Origin of the sequence: Microbacterium enclense, from assembly GCA_038182865.1 — a bacterium.
In the GTDB taxonomy this organism is placed as follows: domain Bacteria; phylum Actinomycetota; class Actinomycetes; order Actinomycetales; family Microbacteriaceae; genus Microbacterium; species Microbacterium enclense_B.
Genome location: CP116226.1, coordinates 2,702,054 through 2,717,738 on the forward strand (window position 1 = coordinate 2,702,054; position 15,685 = coordinate 2,717,738).

Annotated in this window: 13 protein-coding genes; 7 read left to right on the forward strand and 6 right to left on the reverse strand. The window is 70.9% G+C overall.

The genetic code is table 11. The features are described from left to right. The first annotated feature begins 146 nt into the window (after nt 1–146). Together PIR02_12715 and PIR02_12720 are read left to right on the forward strand one after the other, a co-directional pair. The gene (locus PIR02_12715) at nt 147–4,085 is read left to right on the forward strand and encodes an amino acid adenylation domain-containing protein (GenBank protein WZH35636.1); all 3,939 of its coding nucleotides are present in this window, start codon (nt 147–149) and stop codon (nt 4,083–4,085) included. Further along, nucleotides 4,082–5,383: a M1 family metallopeptidase gene (locus tag PIR02_12720; GenBank protein ID WZH35637.1), complete on the forward strand. Its 1,302-nt coding sequence runs from the start codon at nt 4,082–4,084 to the stop codon at nt 5,381–5,383. The genes PIR02_12715 and PIR02_12720 overlap by 4 nt, the downstream gene beginning before the upstream one ends. Before the next feature lie 94 nt (nt 5,384–5,477). Here the strand turns inward: PIR02_12720 and PIR02_12725 are convergent, their stop codons facing one another. The 4 genes from PIR02_12725 to PIR02_12740 form a co-directional block, all read right to left on the reverse strand. Next, entirely contained in the window at nt 5,478–5,981 is a 504-nt protein-coding gene (locus PIR02_12725; GenBank protein WZH35638.1) for a hypothetical protein, read from the reverse strand. After that, on the reverse strand, nt 5,978–6,916 hold the full coding sequence (locus tag PIR02_12730) for an NUDIX hydrolase (GenBank protein ID WZH35639.1): 939 nt from the start codon (nt 6,914–6,916) through the stop codon (nt 5,978–5,980). The genes PIR02_12725 and PIR02_12730 overlap by 4 nt, the downstream gene beginning before the upstream one ends. After that, a complete protein-coding gene (locus PIR02_12735; protein ID WZH35640.1) occupies nt 6,913–9,081 on the reverse strand; it encodes an RNA degradosome polyphosphate kinase in 2,169 nt (722 codons plus the stop codon). Before PIR02_12735 ends, PIR02_12730 begins: the two co-directional genes overlap by 4 nt. 70 nt (nt 9,082–9,151) lie before the next feature. After that, nucleotides 9,152–9,844: a response regulator transcription factor gene (locus tag PIR02_12740; GenBank protein ID WZH35641.1), complete on the reverse strand. Its 693-nt coding sequence runs from the start codon at nt 9,842–9,844 to the stop codon at nt 9,152–9,154. A gap of 115 nt (nt 9,845–9,959) precedes the next feature. On the opposite strand from PIR02_12740, the gene PIR02_12745 reads away from it, so the two are divergent. From PIR02_12745 to PIR02_12760, 4 genes are all read left to right on the forward strand, one after another. Next, nucleotides 9,960–10,250 (forward strand): hypothetical protein, encoded by a 291-nt coding sequence (locus PIR02_12745; GenBank protein WZH35642.1) that lies wholly within the window; start codon nt 9,960–9,962, stop codon nt 10,248–10,250. A gap of 133 nt (nt 10,251–10,383) precedes the next feature. Beyond that, the gene (locus PIR02_12750; protein ID WZH35643.1) at nt 10,384–10,983 is read left to right on the forward strand and encodes an FABP family protein; all 600 of its coding nucleotides are present in this window, start codon (nt 10,384–10,386) and stop codon (nt 10,981–10,983) included. A gap of 2 nt (nt 10,984–10,985) precedes the next feature. Continuing rightward, the gene (locus PIR02_12755; GenBank protein ID WZH35644.1) at nt 10,986–12,074 is read left to right on the forward strand and encodes a glycine cleavage T C-terminal barrel domain-containing protein; all 1,089 of its coding nucleotides are present in this window, start codon (nt 10,986–10,988) and stop codon (nt 12,072–12,074) included. After that, entirely contained in the window at nt 12,071–13,183 is a 1,113-nt protein-coding gene (locus PIR02_12760; GenBank protein ID WZH35645.1) for an FUSC family protein, read from the forward strand. Before PIR02_12755 ends, PIR02_12760 begins: the two co-directional genes overlap by 4 nt. 60 nt (nt 13,184–13,243) lie before the next feature. Here PIR02_12760 and PIR02_12765 read toward each other — a convergent pair whose 3' ends face one another. Further along, entirely contained in the window at nt 13,244–14,041 is a 798-nt protein-coding gene (locus PIR02_12765; GenBank protein ID WZH35646.1) for a class I SAM-dependent methyltransferase, read from the reverse strand. A 50-nt stretch (nt 14,042–14,091) separates the two neighbouring features. Here PIR02_12765 and PIR02_12770 point away from each other — a divergent pair, with 50 nt between their 5' ends. Next, complete coding sequence (locus PIR02_12770; GenBank protein ID WZH35647.1) at nt 14,092–14,838, forward strand: phosphoglyceromutase; 747 nt, start codon at nt 14,092–14,094, stop codon at nt 14,836–14,838. A gap of 59 nt (nt 14,839–14,897) precedes the next feature. On the opposite strand, the gene phoU is transcribed toward PIR02_12770, so the two are convergent. Beyond that, nucleotides 14,898–15,575 (reverse strand): phosphate signaling complex protein PhoU, encoded by a 678-nt coding sequence (gene phoU / locus PIR02_12775; protein WZH35648.1) that lies wholly within the window; start codon nt 15,573–15,575, stop codon nt 14,898–14,900. Nucleotides 15,576–15,685: the final 110 nt, after the last annotated feature.

Consider the following 15,685-nt stretch of genomic DNA (forward strand, 5'->3'; position numbering starts at 1 on the left):
TCGCATGTCGGGGACACGAACCCGGTGCAGGGTTCTCCCGCACGGTAAACACCGACTCTTACGAGAGTGCGTTGTGCGGGTGAACGGAAGGTGAACCGGTCTGGCCCTCCCGGGGCGTTTTCCCGGGCGGTATACGCTTCACCCCCGTGACGACCTCCGCCTCCGCCGCGCAAGCGCCGCTCGACCGTGTAAGCGCAGCCCCGCCTGCCCGCACGCTCATCGACCTCCTCGCCGACGTCGCGGCACGGCATCCGGAGGCGTCCGCGATCGACGACGGATCCGGAGCCCTCAGCTACCGGGAACTGCTCGCGCGGGTGTGGCGCACGGCCGGGGCGCTGCACGCGGCGGGGGTCCGTCGCGGCGACCGCGTGGGGGTGCGGATGCCGTCGGGGTCGAAGGAACTGTACGTGTCGATCCTTGCGGTGATGGCGGCGGGAGCCGCGTACGTGCCGGTGGATGCCGACGACCCGGACGAGCGTGCCCGCCTGGTGTTCGGCGAAGCCGCGGTGAAGGGGATCATCGCGGGCGACGGCGAGTTCGTCGCCGACGACGAGGATCTCGTGCGCCTGTACGACGGCGACGCCCCGCACCCGAGCACCAACGCGGTCCCGGTCGTCGCGCCACCCACGGTGGACGACGACGCCTGGATCATCTTCACCTCCGGGTCGACCGGCGTGCCCAAGGGCGTCGCGGTGACACACCGCTCGGCGGCGGCCTTCGTCGAGGCGGAGGCGCGCCTGTTCCTGCAGCAGGAGCCGCTCGGACCGGGCGACCGGGTCCTGGCCGGGCTCTCGGTCGCCTTCGACGCGTCGTGCGAGGAGATGTGGCTCGCGTGGGGCCACGGGGCATGCCTGGTGCCCGCGCCGCGCTCGCTCGTGCGCTCGGGCGAAGACCTCGCCCCGTGGCTCTTGCGGCAGGGCATCACGGTGGTGTCTACCGTCCCGACGCTCGCCGCGATGTGGCCGGCGGATTCGATCGAGAACGTGCGTCTGCTGATCTTCGGCGGGGAGGCGTGCCCTCCCGAGCTCGCGGCACGCCTGGTCGCCGACGGCCGCGAGGTCTGGAACACCTACGGTCCCACCGAGGCGACGGTCGTCGCGTGCGCCGCCCCTCTCGACGGCTCGCTCCCGGTGCGCATCGGTCTGCCGCTGGACGGCTGGGCTCTGGCCGTCGTCGACGCCGAGGGTCTCCCCGTGGCCGACGGGCAGGTCGGTGAGCTCATCATCGGCGGCGTCGGTCTCGCGCGGTACCTCGATCCGGCGAAGGATGCCGAGAAGTACGCGCCGATGCCGACTCTCGGATGGGAGCGGGCCTATCGCTCCGGCGACCTCGTGCGCTTCGACCCGGAAGGCCTCGTCTTCCAGGGGCGCGCCGACGACCAGGTGAAGGTGGGCGGGCGCCGCATCGAGCTGGGCGAGGTCGAGTCGGCCCTCCAGGACCTCGAGGGTGTGAGCGCGGCGACCGTCGCGGTGCGTACGACCGAGGCCGGAGTCCCCGTCCTCGTCGGATACCTCGTGATCGAGCCCGGCGTCGACCTCGACCGCGGTGCCGCGCGCGCCGCGCTGGCCGAGCGTCTTCCCGCCTCGACCATTCCGCTGCTCGGCGTGGTCGACGAACTGCCCGTCCGCACGTCGGGAAAGGTCGACAGGGCGGCGCTCCCGTGGCCGCTTCCCGGCGTCGACGCGCCCGCGGCGACGGACTTCTCGGCCGACGAGGCCTGGCTCGCCGAGCAGTGGCAGGCGGTCCTGGGCCTTCCCGTCACCGAGCGCAAGGCCGACTTCTTCGATCTCGGGGGTGGCTCCCTCGCCGCCGCGCAGCTGGTCTCGCGGATCCGCGCCCGCGTGCCCGAGTTCTCCGTCGCCGACATCTACGACGTCCCGCGCCTGGGGGCGATGGCGAAGGCCCTCGGACCGCAGCTCGGCGACGAGACCCCCACCGAGTTCCACCGCGCGGTGCCCACCCCTCGAACCACCCAGTGGGCGCAGACCCTGCTCGGGGCCCCGCTGTTCATCCTGTCGGGGGTCCGCTGGCTGCTGTACCTGCTGACCGCCTCGGCGATCCTGCAGCTCCTGCCGGGCTTCGAGGTCCTGCCGTCGGTGCCATGGCCGGTTCTCCTCATCGGCCTGCTGGTCTTCGCGACGCCGTTCGGACGCATGGGGATCGCCGTGGCATCCGCTCGTCTGCTTCTCTCGGGCCTGCGGCCGGGGGACTATCCGCGCGGAGGCTGGGTGCACATCCGCCTGTGGCTCGCGGAGCAGATCGCCGATCAGGTGGATGCCGTGGGCCTGGCCGGAGCTCCGTGGGTGTCGTACTACGCCCGCGCGCTGGGCGCATGTATCGGCCGCAACGTCGATCTGCATGCGCTCCCGCCGGTCACCGGAATGCTCGTGGTCGGAGACGGGGCCTCGATCGAGCCCGAGGTCGACCTGACCGGGTATTGGATCGACGGCGACCTCGTCCGTATCGGCGAGGTACGCATCGGCGCGGAGGCCACGGTCGGTGCCCGCTCGACCCTCGCCCCCGGCACACGCATCGGTCGCCGCGCCGAGATCGCCCCCGGCTCGGCCGTGTTCGGCCGGGTCAAGGCCGACCAGTCGTGGGCGGGATCCCCGGCCGTGCGCGTGGGAGGGACGGCGAAGGGATGGCCGACCGAGCGCCCGCCCGCCCTCACGCGGTGGCTCTGGGCGTACGCCGCGTCGGCGGTCGTGCTCGCCCTGCTGCCGCTCGCGGCGTTCACCGTCGGCGGTCTCGTGATCGCCCAGGGCATCCAGGGGGCGGAGACGCTCGGGGAGGCCACGGCACGAGCCTTCGCCTGGCTCGTGCCGGCGGTCGCGGTCACCGGCGTCGTGTTCGCGGCATCCGTGGTGCTGCTCGTCCGTCTGCTGTCGATCGGGCTCGTGGAGGGGACCTTCCCCGTGCGCAGCCGCGTGGCGTGGCAGGCGTGGAGCATCGAGAGACTCCTGGATGCCGCGCGCACGATCCTCTTCCCGTTGTACTCCTCGCTCTTCACCCCCGTGTGGCTGCGAATGCTCGGCGCCCGCGTCGGCCGAGACGTCGAGGCATCCACGGTTCTGCTGATCCCCTCGATGGCGCGCATCGAAGACGGGGCCTTCCTCGCCGACGACACCATGGTCGCCTCCTACGAGCTGCGCGCGGGATGGCTGCGTCTCGGCCCCGTTCGCATCGGGAAGCGGGCGTTCCTCGGCAACTCGGGCATGGCGGCGCCCGGGCACCGCGTACCGCGCGACGGTCTGGTCGCCGTGCTGTCGGCAGCTCCGCTGAAGGCCAAGGCGGGATCGTCGTGGCTGGGGTCGCCGGCCGTGCGCTTGCGACGCCTGTCCGCCGAGGGCGACGAGTCGCGAACCTATCAGCCCACCGCAGCCCTCCGTCTCGCGCGCACGCTGTGGGAACTCTGCCGGTTCGTGCCGGTCGTGGTGACGTGCGGCATCGGTCTCGGGGTGCTCTTCGCTCTCGCCGGACTCTGGGACGCGGTCGGACCGGTCTGGACCCTCCTGCTGTCGGGCGTCGTGCTCCTGGCCGCGGGCGCGGTCGCGGCGGGGGTCTCGACCGCAGCGAAGTGGGCGATCGTGGGCGTCATCCGGGCGGGTGAGCAGCCGCTGTGGTCGAGCTTCGTGTGGCGTACCGAGGTGTCCGACACCTTCACCGAGATGGTCGCGGCGCCGTGGTTCGCTCGCGCGGCGACGGGAACCCCCGCCCTGGCCGTGTGGCTGCGCAGTCTGGGCGCGAGAATCGGCGCGGGCGTCTGGTGCGAGAGCTACTGGCTGCCCGAGCCCGACCTGGTGAGGTTGGGGGCCGCGTCAACGGTCAACCGCGGATGTGTCGTTCAGACGCATCTGTTCCATGATCGAATCATGAGTATGGACACCGTCGAGCTGGAACCCGGGGCGACCCTCGGTCCGCACAGCGTGGTGCTGCCGGCATCCACCCTCGGAGCCCACGCCACCGTGGGTCCGGCCTCGCTCGTCATGCGCGGGGAGACGGTGCCGGTGGGCTCCCGTTGGAGTGGAAACCCCATCGGACCGTGGCGTGCGGTGAAGGTGCGCGCGTACCAGTCGACGACGTGAGCGGCGCCGACCCGTACGCCCCCCAGAGCGGTGACGCCTCGTACGACGTCGAGGCGTACGACCTCACGCTCGGGTACCGCGTCCGCACCAACCGGCTCGAGGGTACGGCGCGCATCACCGCTGTCGCCCGGATGCCGCTGAGTTCCTTCTCGCTCGACCTGGTGGGTCTACGCACCTCGCGCGTGCGCGTGGGTGGCGCTGTCGCGCGCTTCGCGGCGGGGCCGCGGGCCCTGCGCGTGACCCTGCCGCAGCGCCTGCCGGCTGGAGCGTCGTTCGAGGTCGAGGTGGTCTACGCCGGTTCGCCCGCGCCGCGGCGCTCGCGGTGGGGCGCCGTCGGGTGGGAGGAGCTCACCGACGGCGCACTGGTGGCCGGTCAGCCGACCGGGGCGCCCACGTGGTTCCCCTGCAACGACCGCCCCGACAACCGCGCGCGGATGCGCATGGAGATCGCGGTCGACGACGGGTACGCGGTCGCCGCGACCGGAGTCGCCGGGGCCAGTTCGCGCCGGGGCGGACGGGTGACGACCACCTTCACCTCCGACGTTCCGACGGCGACGTATCTGGCGGCCGTCCACGTGGGGCGGTATCGCACCCGTTTCCTGGCGGGGAGCGGCATCGACGTCGTTCCCCCGGTCACGGTGACGGCCCCGCCGGCGCTCGCCGCGGCCGCCGACCGTGCGTTCGCGCGCGTCCCCGAGATGCTCCGCGTCTTCGACCGGCTCTTCGGTCCCTACCCGCAAGAAGCGTGCACCCTCGTGGTCACCGCGGACGAGCTCGAGATTCCGCTGGAGGCGCAGGGGCTCGCGGTGTTCGGCATGAACCACCTCGTCCCCGCCGCCCAGCGTCTCGTCGCCCACGAGCTGGCCCACCAATGGTTCGGCAACAGCGTCGGCATCGCGCGGTGGAGCGACATCTGGCTCAACGAGGGCTTCGCCTGCTATGCCGAGTGGCTGTGGTCGGATGCCTCGGGGGGCCCGTCCGTCGACACCTGTGCTGCCGAGCACTACGCGCGGCTCGCCGCGAAGCCCCGGGACCTCCTGCTCGTGGACCCCGGGCCCGACGACATGTTCGACGACCGGGTCTACAAGCGCGGCGCGCTGACCCTGCATGCGCTGCGCCGCGCCCTCGGCGACGACTCCTTCTTCACGCTACTGCGGACCTGGACCGCCACCCACCGTCACGGTCTCGTGACGACCGCGGATTTCCGCGGCGTCGTGGAGCAGGCCGGGGGAGCGGATGCCGCGACGCTGCTGTCGGCGTGGATCGATCGGACCGAGCTCCCCGTCGCCGTGCGCTGACGCGCGGCGAGCGGAGGATCAGGGACGAGGGGAGCTCCCGGGTGCGGGTTTCGGCCCTCCGCTCGTCCCTGATCCTCCGCCCATCACACGTACGTCACGGATGCCGTGTCAGTACCGCGAGCGCGATGACGACACCATCCGGCCCCTCGACGTCGAATCCGTCGAACGCGGGGCCGTCGTCGATCGCGCCGTCCCAGGTGCCGTCTTGTCGTTCCGCGACGCGCACGCGCGCAGGATCGATCTCGAGACCACGCCCGTCGGCTTTCAGTACCGCCTCCACGCGTGCCCATGTCCGCGCATCCGCGCCGGGCACCACGCGGTCCAGGTCTGACGCACCGGCGGGCACGGCATCGAGGCCCACGCGTCCGCTGCCCTCGAGCGTTGCGACCACTGCCCAGCCCGCGGCATAGGACACGGATGTCGCGGCCTCCACGCCCGAGACACGCGGGCGGCCATGGTCACCCCCGCACCGCACGCAGCGCGAGGACAGCCGCGCTCCGGGAAGGAGTTCCGTCACCAAGGCCCGCGACACCTCGCGGCGCGAGGCGGCGCCGGCGACCTCGCGCCACGCGACGCGCACGCCACGGGGGAGGGTCACACCTGCGGCTCGTGCGTCTCGATGGCGACGATGCCCGAACCGGGGTGGGCGACGGGGATGTGCGCGACCGAGAACGCCGCCGTGTCCAGCGCCGACGAGCTGCCGAGGTAGGACCCTCGCATCGTGCCGGTGGCCAGCGCCAGCTCGTTCATGATGTCGGGGAGCACCGGCCCGTGGCTCACGAGAACGACAGGCTTGCGCGCCCGTACCCGCTCGCCGACGACGCGACGGACGTCTGCGCGCCCCTCTTCCCACGCGTCCTGGCTGATCGCGGCGGAGGTGTGGACATGCTGAGCCAGTGCCTGCGAGAGGGGAGTCGCCGTGCGGATGCAGCGCTCGGCGGGGCTCGACACGATGCGCCGAACTCCGAAGGCGAGGAGCGGCCCCACGATGGCGTTCGCCTGCCGACGCCCGCGCGGAGTCAGCGGGCGTGCGGCATCCGGTCCGTCCCACTCATCGCGCGGACGCGCCTTGGCATGCCGCAGCGCGATGATCGGGAAGGTCGGGAGCGCGTTCTCATCGACGAGCCGGATGAACTCGTCGAGGATCTCGAGGTCGACCGGGTAGCTCAGGTGCTTTCGCGCCTTCTTCACGCTCACCCATTCGATCGCGGCGACCTCCTTGTTCGGCACGAAGGTCGAGGTGCGCACGGCCGCGTCCGACGCTTCAGCCGCCCAGTAGTGCACGATCTTCGTCCGCGAGCTCGGCATCCGATACCGCGAGACGCCGACCGGGACTCCGAGGGCGACCCGGATGCCGGTCTCCTCACGGATCTCGCGCACGGCGGTCTCCGCGAGGGTCTCGCCGGGATCGACCTTGCCCTTGGGCAGTGTCACGTCGCGGTACTTCGTGCGATGGATCAGCAGCACACGCAGCTTTCCCTCGACTTCGCGCCAGACCACACCACCCGCCGCGTAGACGGCGGTTTCACTCACCGTGTCGCCCGGACGCGTCGTTTGCGCTGCACGCGTGCCATCGTGTGCTCCTGCAGATCGATGAGCGGCGCGCCGTCGGCGTCGACACTGTGACGCGTCCACTCGCCGTCCGCACCCAGGTGCCACGACATCGTGCCGTCGTCCATCGCGAGGTCGAACAGCGTCGACAGCTCCTGCAGCTGATTCGGGTCGACGACCCGCACGAGCGCTTCGACCCGGCGGTCGAGGTTGCGGTGCATCATGTCGGCGCTGCCGATGTAGATCTGCTCGTCGCCGTCGTTCGCGAAGGCGAAGATGCGCGAGTGCTCCAGGTAGCGGCCGAGGATCGAGCGCACCGTGATGTTCTCGCTCATCCCCGGGACGCCCGGCTTGATCGAGCAGATGCCGCGGACCCAGACCTCCACCGGGACGCCTGCCTGGCTCGCGCGGTACAACGCGTCGATGATCTCTTCGTCGACCATCGAGTTGACCTTGATGCGCACCTTCGCGGGTTTGCCCTCCAGGGCGTTGCGGCGCTCCTTGTCGATCTGACGAAGGAGCCCCTTGCGCAGGTGCAGAGGGGCCACGAGAAGGCGCTTGAACTTCTTCTCGATCGCGTAGCCGCTCAGCTCGTTGAACAGGCGGGTGAGGTCGCGCCCGACCTGGTCGTCGATCGTGAAGAGGCCGAAGTCCTCGTAGATGCGGCTCGTCTTGGGGTTGTAGTTGCCCGTGCCGACGTGGCTGTAGTGACGGAGCCGTCCCTCTTCCTCGCGGATGACGAGCGCCAGCTTGCAGTGGGTCTTGAGCCCCACGAGGCCGTAGACGACGTGGACGCCCGCCTTCTCGAGCTTGCGGGCCCAGACGATGTTGTTCGCCTCGTCGAAACGCGCCTTCACCTCGACCAGGGCGAGAACCTGCTTGCCGGCCTCGGCGGCGTCGATGAGCGCCTGCACGATGGGGCTGTCACCCGACGTGCGGTACAGCGTCTGCTTGATGGCGAGCACGTGCGGGTCGCGGGCGGCCTGCTCGAGGAACGCCTGCACGCTCGTCGCGAACGACTCGTAGGGGTGATGGACGAGGACGTCGGCCTTGCGGATCGCGCCGAAGAGGTCGGCGCGGCCGTTCTGCTCGGGCGGCTGGAAAGCCAGGGCGGTCCTCGGAACGTGCGGGGGATAGTGCAGGTCGGGCCGGTCGATGCGGGAGAGGTCGAACAGCCCGCGCAGGTCGAGGGTGCCGGGCAGGCGGTAGACCTCCTGCTCGGTGATGTCGAGCTCGCTCAGCAGCAGGGAGCGGGTCACATCGTCCATGTCCTCGGTGATCTCGAGGCGGATCGGCGGACCGAAGCGGCGACGCAGCAGCTCGGCCTCGAGCGCCTGGATGAGGTTCTCGGTCTCGTCCTCCTCAATCGTCATGTCCTCGTTGCGCGTGAGGCGGAAGGCGTGGTGATCGAGCACCTCCATACCCGGGAAGAGATCTCCCAGGTGGTTGGAAATGAGCTCCTCGAGGGGCAGATACCGCACCCCGGGCCCGTCGCCGGGAACCTCGACGAAGCGGGGGAGCATCGGAGGCACCTTCAGGCGCGCGAACTCCTGGCGCCCCGTCCGCGCGTTGCGGATACGGATCGCGAGGTTCAGCGACAGTCCCGAGATGTAGGGGAACGGGTGTGCCGGGTCGACCGCGAGCGGCATGAGGACGGGGAAGACGTTGCGCTGGAAGTACTCCGTCAGGCGCTCCGCGGTCGCCTCGTCGAGCGAGTCCCACGTGACGACCTCGATCCCGGCCTCCGCGAGGGCGGGGCGGACCTTCTCGGTCCACGCCGCGGCGTGCCGCAGTTGCAGGCGATGGGCGTCGGCGGAGATGTCCGCCAGCACGTCTTGCGGGGCGCGGCCGACGTTGGTCGGCACGGCGAGCCCGGTGATGATGCGGCGCTTCAGACCCGCGACGCGCACCATGAAGAACTCGTCGAGGTTGCTCGCGAAGATCGCGAGGAAGTTCGCACGCTCGAGGACCGGCACCGTCGGGTCTTCGGCGAGCTCGAGGACCCGTTGGTTGAACGCCAGCCAGCTGATCTCGCGGTCGAGGTAACGGTGGTCGGGGAGCTGATCGTCCGCGACCTCGATCGCCTCGTCGAAGTCGTCGTCGTCCGCGTCGCCAAGGCCGGTGTCGAGCGCGTCGTGTTCCATCATTCCCACATCATTGCAGGGGTCGGTGACACGCGAGTGAACACGCGGTACGCGCGTACGGTGGCGGGGGTCGTCAGGCGGGGGCGGATGCCACGGGCGGCTGCTCGTCTTCGTAGACGTTGAAGCGGTAGCCGACGTTGCGCACCGTGCCGATGAGCTGCTCGAGATCACCGAGCTTGGCGCGCAGGCGTCGCACGTGCACGTCGACGGTGCGCGTGCCACCGAAGTAGTCGTAGCCCCACACTTCGCTCAGCAGCTGCTCGCGTGTGAACACCCGCGACGGGTGCGTCGCGAAGAAGTGCAGCAGCTGGAACTCCTTGTACGTGAGGTCGAGGGGCTTGCCGTGGACCTTGGCCGAGTACGACGACTCGTCGATCGTGATGCCCGAGGTCTGGATGCGCGTCGACACCTGATCGGCACTGCGGCGACCCATCGCGAGACGGATACGCGCGTCGATCTCGGCGGGGCCGGCCCCCACGAGGACGACGTCGTCGACGCCCCAGTCGGTCGACACCGCGGTGAGCCCGCCCTCGGTGATGACGAGGACCAGGGGGGCCTCGATCCCGGTGGTCGTCAGGATCTTGCACAGCGACTTCGCGCCGACCAGGTCGAAGCGTGCGTCGACGAAGACGATGTCGGCGCTGGGCGCGTTGACCAGCTGCGCGGGTTCGGCGGGGATCTGCCGCACGCGATGGCTCAGCAGTTCGAGCGCAGGCAACACCGCGCCGCCGCCGGGGGCGGAGCTGAGAACGAGAAGTTGAGCCACACGGACCTCCCAGTGCGGGCTGCCGCACACCCGCCCATCTTAGGGTCAGCCGCGCCACCGCGCCGCACCGGCCGCGTCACGTGCGCCTCGGCGCCGTGTGGGCAATGATGGGGGCATGTCGACCCCCGACCTCGTGCCGCGCCGCACCTACGGTGGCGTCGTCGCCGTGTGGGTTCTGGCCGCTGTGGCCGGGATCGTCATCGGCATCGTCGTGCCCTCGCCCTGGCGGGCGCAGTGGATCACCGTGTCGCTGGGCGCGTGCGTGATCGTGGCGTTCGCGATCCAGCTCTGGTACGGCCGTTCGCAGGCCTTCATCCAGCGGATGGCCGCCAGCGTCCTGGGTGCGCTCGTCGTGCTGGGACTCATCACGGCCGGGTTCGGTCTGGCATCCATCGTTCCCGGCTAGAATCGGGCTATGAACCTCCTCGCGCTCGAACTGTTCTTCGTGGGACTTCTCGGCCTGGCTTCGCTGGCGATCGCCTTCGTGTCCGGAACGGTCATCTGGAACCTCTACCGCGGCCAGCGCTGATCGGCATCTCGTGATCGAGATCCCGACGGACCTTCCCGCCGACCTTGTTCCGCTCTCGTGGCTCCTCGGGGTTTGGGAGGGCACGGGGGTCATCGACTACGAGGCGGACGGACGCACGTTCTCGGGCGAGTTCGCGCATCGCGTCAGCTTCAGCCACGATGGCGGCGGTTTCCTCAACTACTCCGCGGACGCGTGGCTTCTCGACGGCGAGGAGCGGCGTGCGCTCGTGTCCGAGATCGGCTACTGGCGCCTCGCCCGGCCGTCCTCCGCGGCCGATGCCGGCCCGGCCCTCCTTCCGCCCACCGAGCCTGCGGCCGTCCGCTCGGCGGACGACGTGGAGGCTCTTCGCAACGGCGACGGTGGATTCGACCTCGAGGTGAGCCTCGTGCACTCCGACGGGGTGCTCGAGCTGTACGTCGGTCAGGTGAAGGGTCCGCGCATCGACCTCGCCACCGACGCGGTGGTTCGCACCGCGGGCGCGAAGCCCTACACAGCGGCGACACGTCTGTACGGTCTCGTCGACAACCACCTGCTGTGGGCGTGGGACATCGCGGCGTTCGGACGCGAGCTCGGCTCGCACGCGTCGGCGCGTCTGGCTCGAGCGGAGTGAGCATGGCGGTTCTCACCGACGTCCCCGGCGCCGTGATCGACGAGCGTGGACTGCGCCATGTGGGCTCGCCCGTCGCGGAACAGCGACGCTTGGCATCCGGGGCCGCCCTCGCGCCGCTCGGCGACCGCCGTGTCATCTCGGTGGGTGGCGAAGACCGGCGCGGGTGGCTCGATTCGCTGTCGTCGCAGGCGCTGACGCACCTGGCGCCCGGCGTCTCCACCGAGATGCTGATCCTCGACCCGCAGGGTCGGGTCGAGCACGCCGCCTCCGTGGTCGACGACGGCGAGACGGTGTGGCTCATCGTCGACGCGAGCGACGTCGAGGCGCTCGCCGCGTGGTTGACGCGCATGCGGTTCCGCCTGCGCGTCGAGGTGACCGATCGCTCCGACGACCTGTTCGTGGTCGGCGGAACCCGCGACGCCGTCGGCTCTCTGGCGACGGTGGCGCCGGTGTGGATCGACCCCTGGCCGGACGTGTCTCCGGGTGGGTGGGCGTACGCCCGCGTCGAGCCGCACCCCGGTTCCGACCGCGACTGGGCTGAGGCGATCGTGGATGCCGCCGAGTTGGACCGGGTGATCGAGGGAGCCGCCCGCGGTGAGATGGCGCTGGCGGGTCTGGATGCCGTCGAGGCCCTGCGTGTCGCCGCCTGGCGTCCCCGCGTCGGGGTCGACGCCGACGAGCGGCTGCTCCCGCACGAGGTGGACTGGTTGCGCACTGCCGTCCACCTGTCGAAAGGGTGCTACCGCGGCCAGGAGACGGTGGCGAAGGTCCACAACCTCGGCCACCCGCCGCGCCGTGTGGTCGCGCTGCAGCTGGACGGCAGTGACAATCTCCTGCCCGCCCGCGGGGACCAGGTGCGCGCAGGAGATGCGGTGGTCGGGACCATCACCTCGGTCGCCGTGCATCACGAGGAGGGCCCCATCGCCCTGGCGCTGATCAAGCGCACCGCGCCCGAGGGCGTTCCGCTCGTCGTCGACACCGCCGACGGTCCCCTCGCTGCCGCGCAGGAGACCGTCGTCCCTGCTGACGCGGGCGCCACCGCCGCGATTCCGCGGCTCCCGCGCCTCGGGCGTCGTCGCGCCGCGGAATGACGTCGGACGACTCGTCGACCACCACCGTCGGGGTGGTGGTCTCGCGTTCGCCGTGGCGCACGGCGCTGACGCGTCGCGGCACCCGGGTCCGCGAGTCGCTCCCGGCGATTTCGCAGATCGTCGTCGCAGCGACCGCCGCCTACTGCTTCGCCCACTTCGTGCTCGGGCACCCGGTCCCGCTGCTGGCGGCCACCGTGACGGTCTCGAGCCTCGGGCTCGTGCGCGACGCGCGGCCGTGGCGCGTCGCCGAGACCGTCGCGGGAATGCTCGTCGGCATCCTCATCGCCGAACTCGTCCTGCTCATCGCCGGTGCGGGGTGGTGGCAGATCGCGATCGCGATGACCATCACTCTCATCGCCGCGCGCTTCCTGTCGCCCCAGCCCGGCTTCGCCCTCGCGGCCGTCGTGCAGTCGCTGATCGCCCTGGTCCTCGTCTCGGGTGTGCCGTTCCTCCGCCTCGTCGACGGCGCCGTCGGGGGAGTTGCCGCCCTGATCGTGACGGCACTCATCCCGAGGACGCTCCGGCGCACCGAGCTGCGTGACGCGGACGAGCTGTTCGACGCTCTCGACGTGGCCATGGCGACGATCGTGCGGGCGCTGCGCAAGGGCGACCGGGCGCGGGCCGAGCGCGGTCTCGAGCGCGCGCGCTCGCTGCAGACCTATGTCGACGCGTGGAGCGGCTCGCTCGAGTCGGGGCAGGAGGTCGCGCGCATCTCGCCCTTCCTCCGTCGGCAGCGCACCGAGCTGCAGCGGCACGCCCGGGTGCGCGAAGCGCTCGATCTGGCAACCCGCAACCTCCGCGTCGTCGCGCGCCGCTCCGCGTACCTGTGCGCCGATGGTGAGACGCGTCCGGTGCCCGCCGACCTGCTGGCGGAGCTGGCCCGTGGGGCATCACTCGTCCGAGACAGCCTGGACGACATCTCGCTCGAACCGGCCGCGCGATCGGCCCTCGTCGCCGTGACCCGGCGTCTCGACCCGGCGGCGCTGTTGCCGCACGGCGGCGTGGGCGAACTGAACCTCATCGCGGCGATGCGCCCCCTCGCCGTCGATCTCCTGGTCGCCGCAGGTCTCCCCTCGGCCGAGGCGCGGGCGCTGCTGCCCCGCATCTGACAGGGCGCGAAGCGCCCCGACGGGTGGACGACGGCGGGAACTGCCCGCGCTGGGTCCGTCTCAGCGCGGCGCCACCGCATCCCAGGCCACGCCGACCTCGCCGAGACGCCAGCGCTCGCGGCGGAGAAGAGGCCAGCCGGCATCGGCGAGCGCGATCATCGCCGTCCGCCATCGGTGCACCGCGCCGAAGGGGGCGACGACCGCCGCGCGCGTCCACTCCCGATCGAGGGATGCCACGAGGTCGTGGACGCGTTCGCCCGCGACGTTGCGGTGGATGAGCGCCTTCGGGAGACGTTCCGCCGCGATCGAGGGCGCGTCGAGCTCGGCAAGACGGAGCGAGATGGTGAGGCTTCGGGGCGCGGCATCCGGTCCCACCTCGATCCACGTGGCGACCCGACCGATCTCGTCGCACGTTCCCTCGACGAGGATCCCGTCCGGAGCCAGCCGCCGGGTCATGAGAGCCCAGGCGTGAGCGACATCGGCTTCGTCGTACTGGCGCAGCACGTTCATGGCGCGGATGACGGCCGGGCGCTCCCCGCGCGGGAGGGGGACCTCGAACCCGCCGCGCGCGAAACTCACGCCGTCGATCCCCACCGCCTGTGCTCGCGCCCGCTCGACGCGCTCCGGATCGATCTCGAGACCCACCACGCGTACGTCGGGGCGTTCGCACCGCAGTCTCGCGAGCATCTCGACGGGCGTCACGGCGCTCGCGCCGAAGCCGAGGTCGACGACCAGCGGATCCTCCGCGCGTCGAAGCACCGGATGCCGGGCGATCCAGCGATCGACGCGGCGGAGGCGGTTGACTCCCGTCGTGCCCCGCGTGGGGCGGCCGACGGGCGAGGAACTCACGTCCCACATGATGCCAGTTCGGCTCGGGGTCAGCCTCCGCGCGTCGATAGCATGGACTCATGCCTCACACGCTGATCCTCCTCCGCCACGGGCAGAGCGAGTGGAACAAGACCAACCAGTTCACCGGCTGGGTCGACGTGCGACTCACCGACCAGGGCAAGGCCGAGGCGAAGCGCGGCGGCGAGCTGCTCGCCGAGTCCGGCATCCTGCCCGACGTGTTGCACACCTCGGTGCTCAGTCGTGCGATCCAGACGGCGAACATCGCCCTCGATGCCGCCGACCGCCTCTGGATCCCCGTCAAGCGGTCGTGGCGCCTCAACGAGCGTCACTATGGCGCGCTGCAGGGCAAGGACAAGGCGCAGACGCTCGAGGAGTTCGGCAACGAGCAGTTCATGCTCTGGCGACGCTCGTTCGACGTGCCGCCGCCGCCGCTGCCCGCGGACGACGAGTACAGCCAGGTCGGCGACCCCCGCTACGTCGGCATCGACGGCGAGGTGCCCGACACCGAGTCGCTGAAGATCGTCATCGACCGCATGCTGCCGTACTGGCACAGCGACATCGTCCCCGACCTGCAGGCCGGCAAGACCGTGCTCGTCACCGCCCACGGCAACTCGCTGCGCGGTCTCGTGAAGCACCTCGAGGGCATCAGCGACGCTGACATCGCGGAGCTGAACATCCCCACCGGCATTCCGCTGGTCTATCGCCTCGACGACGAGCTGAAGCCCCTCGGCCCGGGCGAGTACCTCGACCCCGAGGCCGCTGCGGCCGGCGCCGCGGCCGTGGCCGCACAGGGCAACAAGCACTGACGCGGAGAACGGAAAGGGGGTGGATGCCAGTCGGCATCCACCCCCTTTCCGTTCTGCGATCAGATGACCGGCGAAGGCTCGGTCTCGTCGTCGGCGCCGGCCCAGTCGCCGGTGGCGAGGTAGACGACCTTCTTGGCGACTGAGACCGCGTGGTCGGCGAACCGCTCGTGGTAGCGGCTCGCGAGGGTCGCGTCGACCGTGGCCGTCGCCTCGCCCTTCCACGTGTCGCCGAGGACCTTCTCGAACACGCTGATGTGGAGTTCGTCGATGGAGTCGTCGGCGTTGCGGATCTCGTCGGCGATGCGCAGGTCCTGCGTGCGCAGCAGCTCGGTGAGCTTGCGGGCGACCTCGACGTCGTACTCGCCCATGCGCGTGAAGGTGGTCTTCAGCCCGCGGGGGATGGCGCGCTCGGGGAAGCGCGAGCGGGCGAGCTGCGCGATGTGCTCGGCCATGTCGCCCATGCGCTCGAGCGAGGCGCTCACGCGAAGCGCGGTCACGACGATGCGCAGGTCGCGGGCGACCGGCTGCTGGCGCGCGAGGATCTCGATGGCGAGCTCGTCGAGCTCGAAGGCCTTCTCATCGATGATGGCGTCGGCCTCGATGACCTCTTCGGCCAGGGTGACATCGCTCGATCCGAACGCGCGGGTGGCGCGGTCGATGGCGACCGTGACGAGTTCGGCGATCTCGACCAGGCGGCTCTGGACGTCCTCGAGGGACTGGTGGAATACTTCGCGCATCGCGGTACCTTCCGTCGGCGGCACGGCACAGTCGCGTCCCGCTACCTCCGGGGATTGTTTCCAGCGAAGATGAACGAACGGTGCCGTAACAGTGAATAGTAACGTTCGGC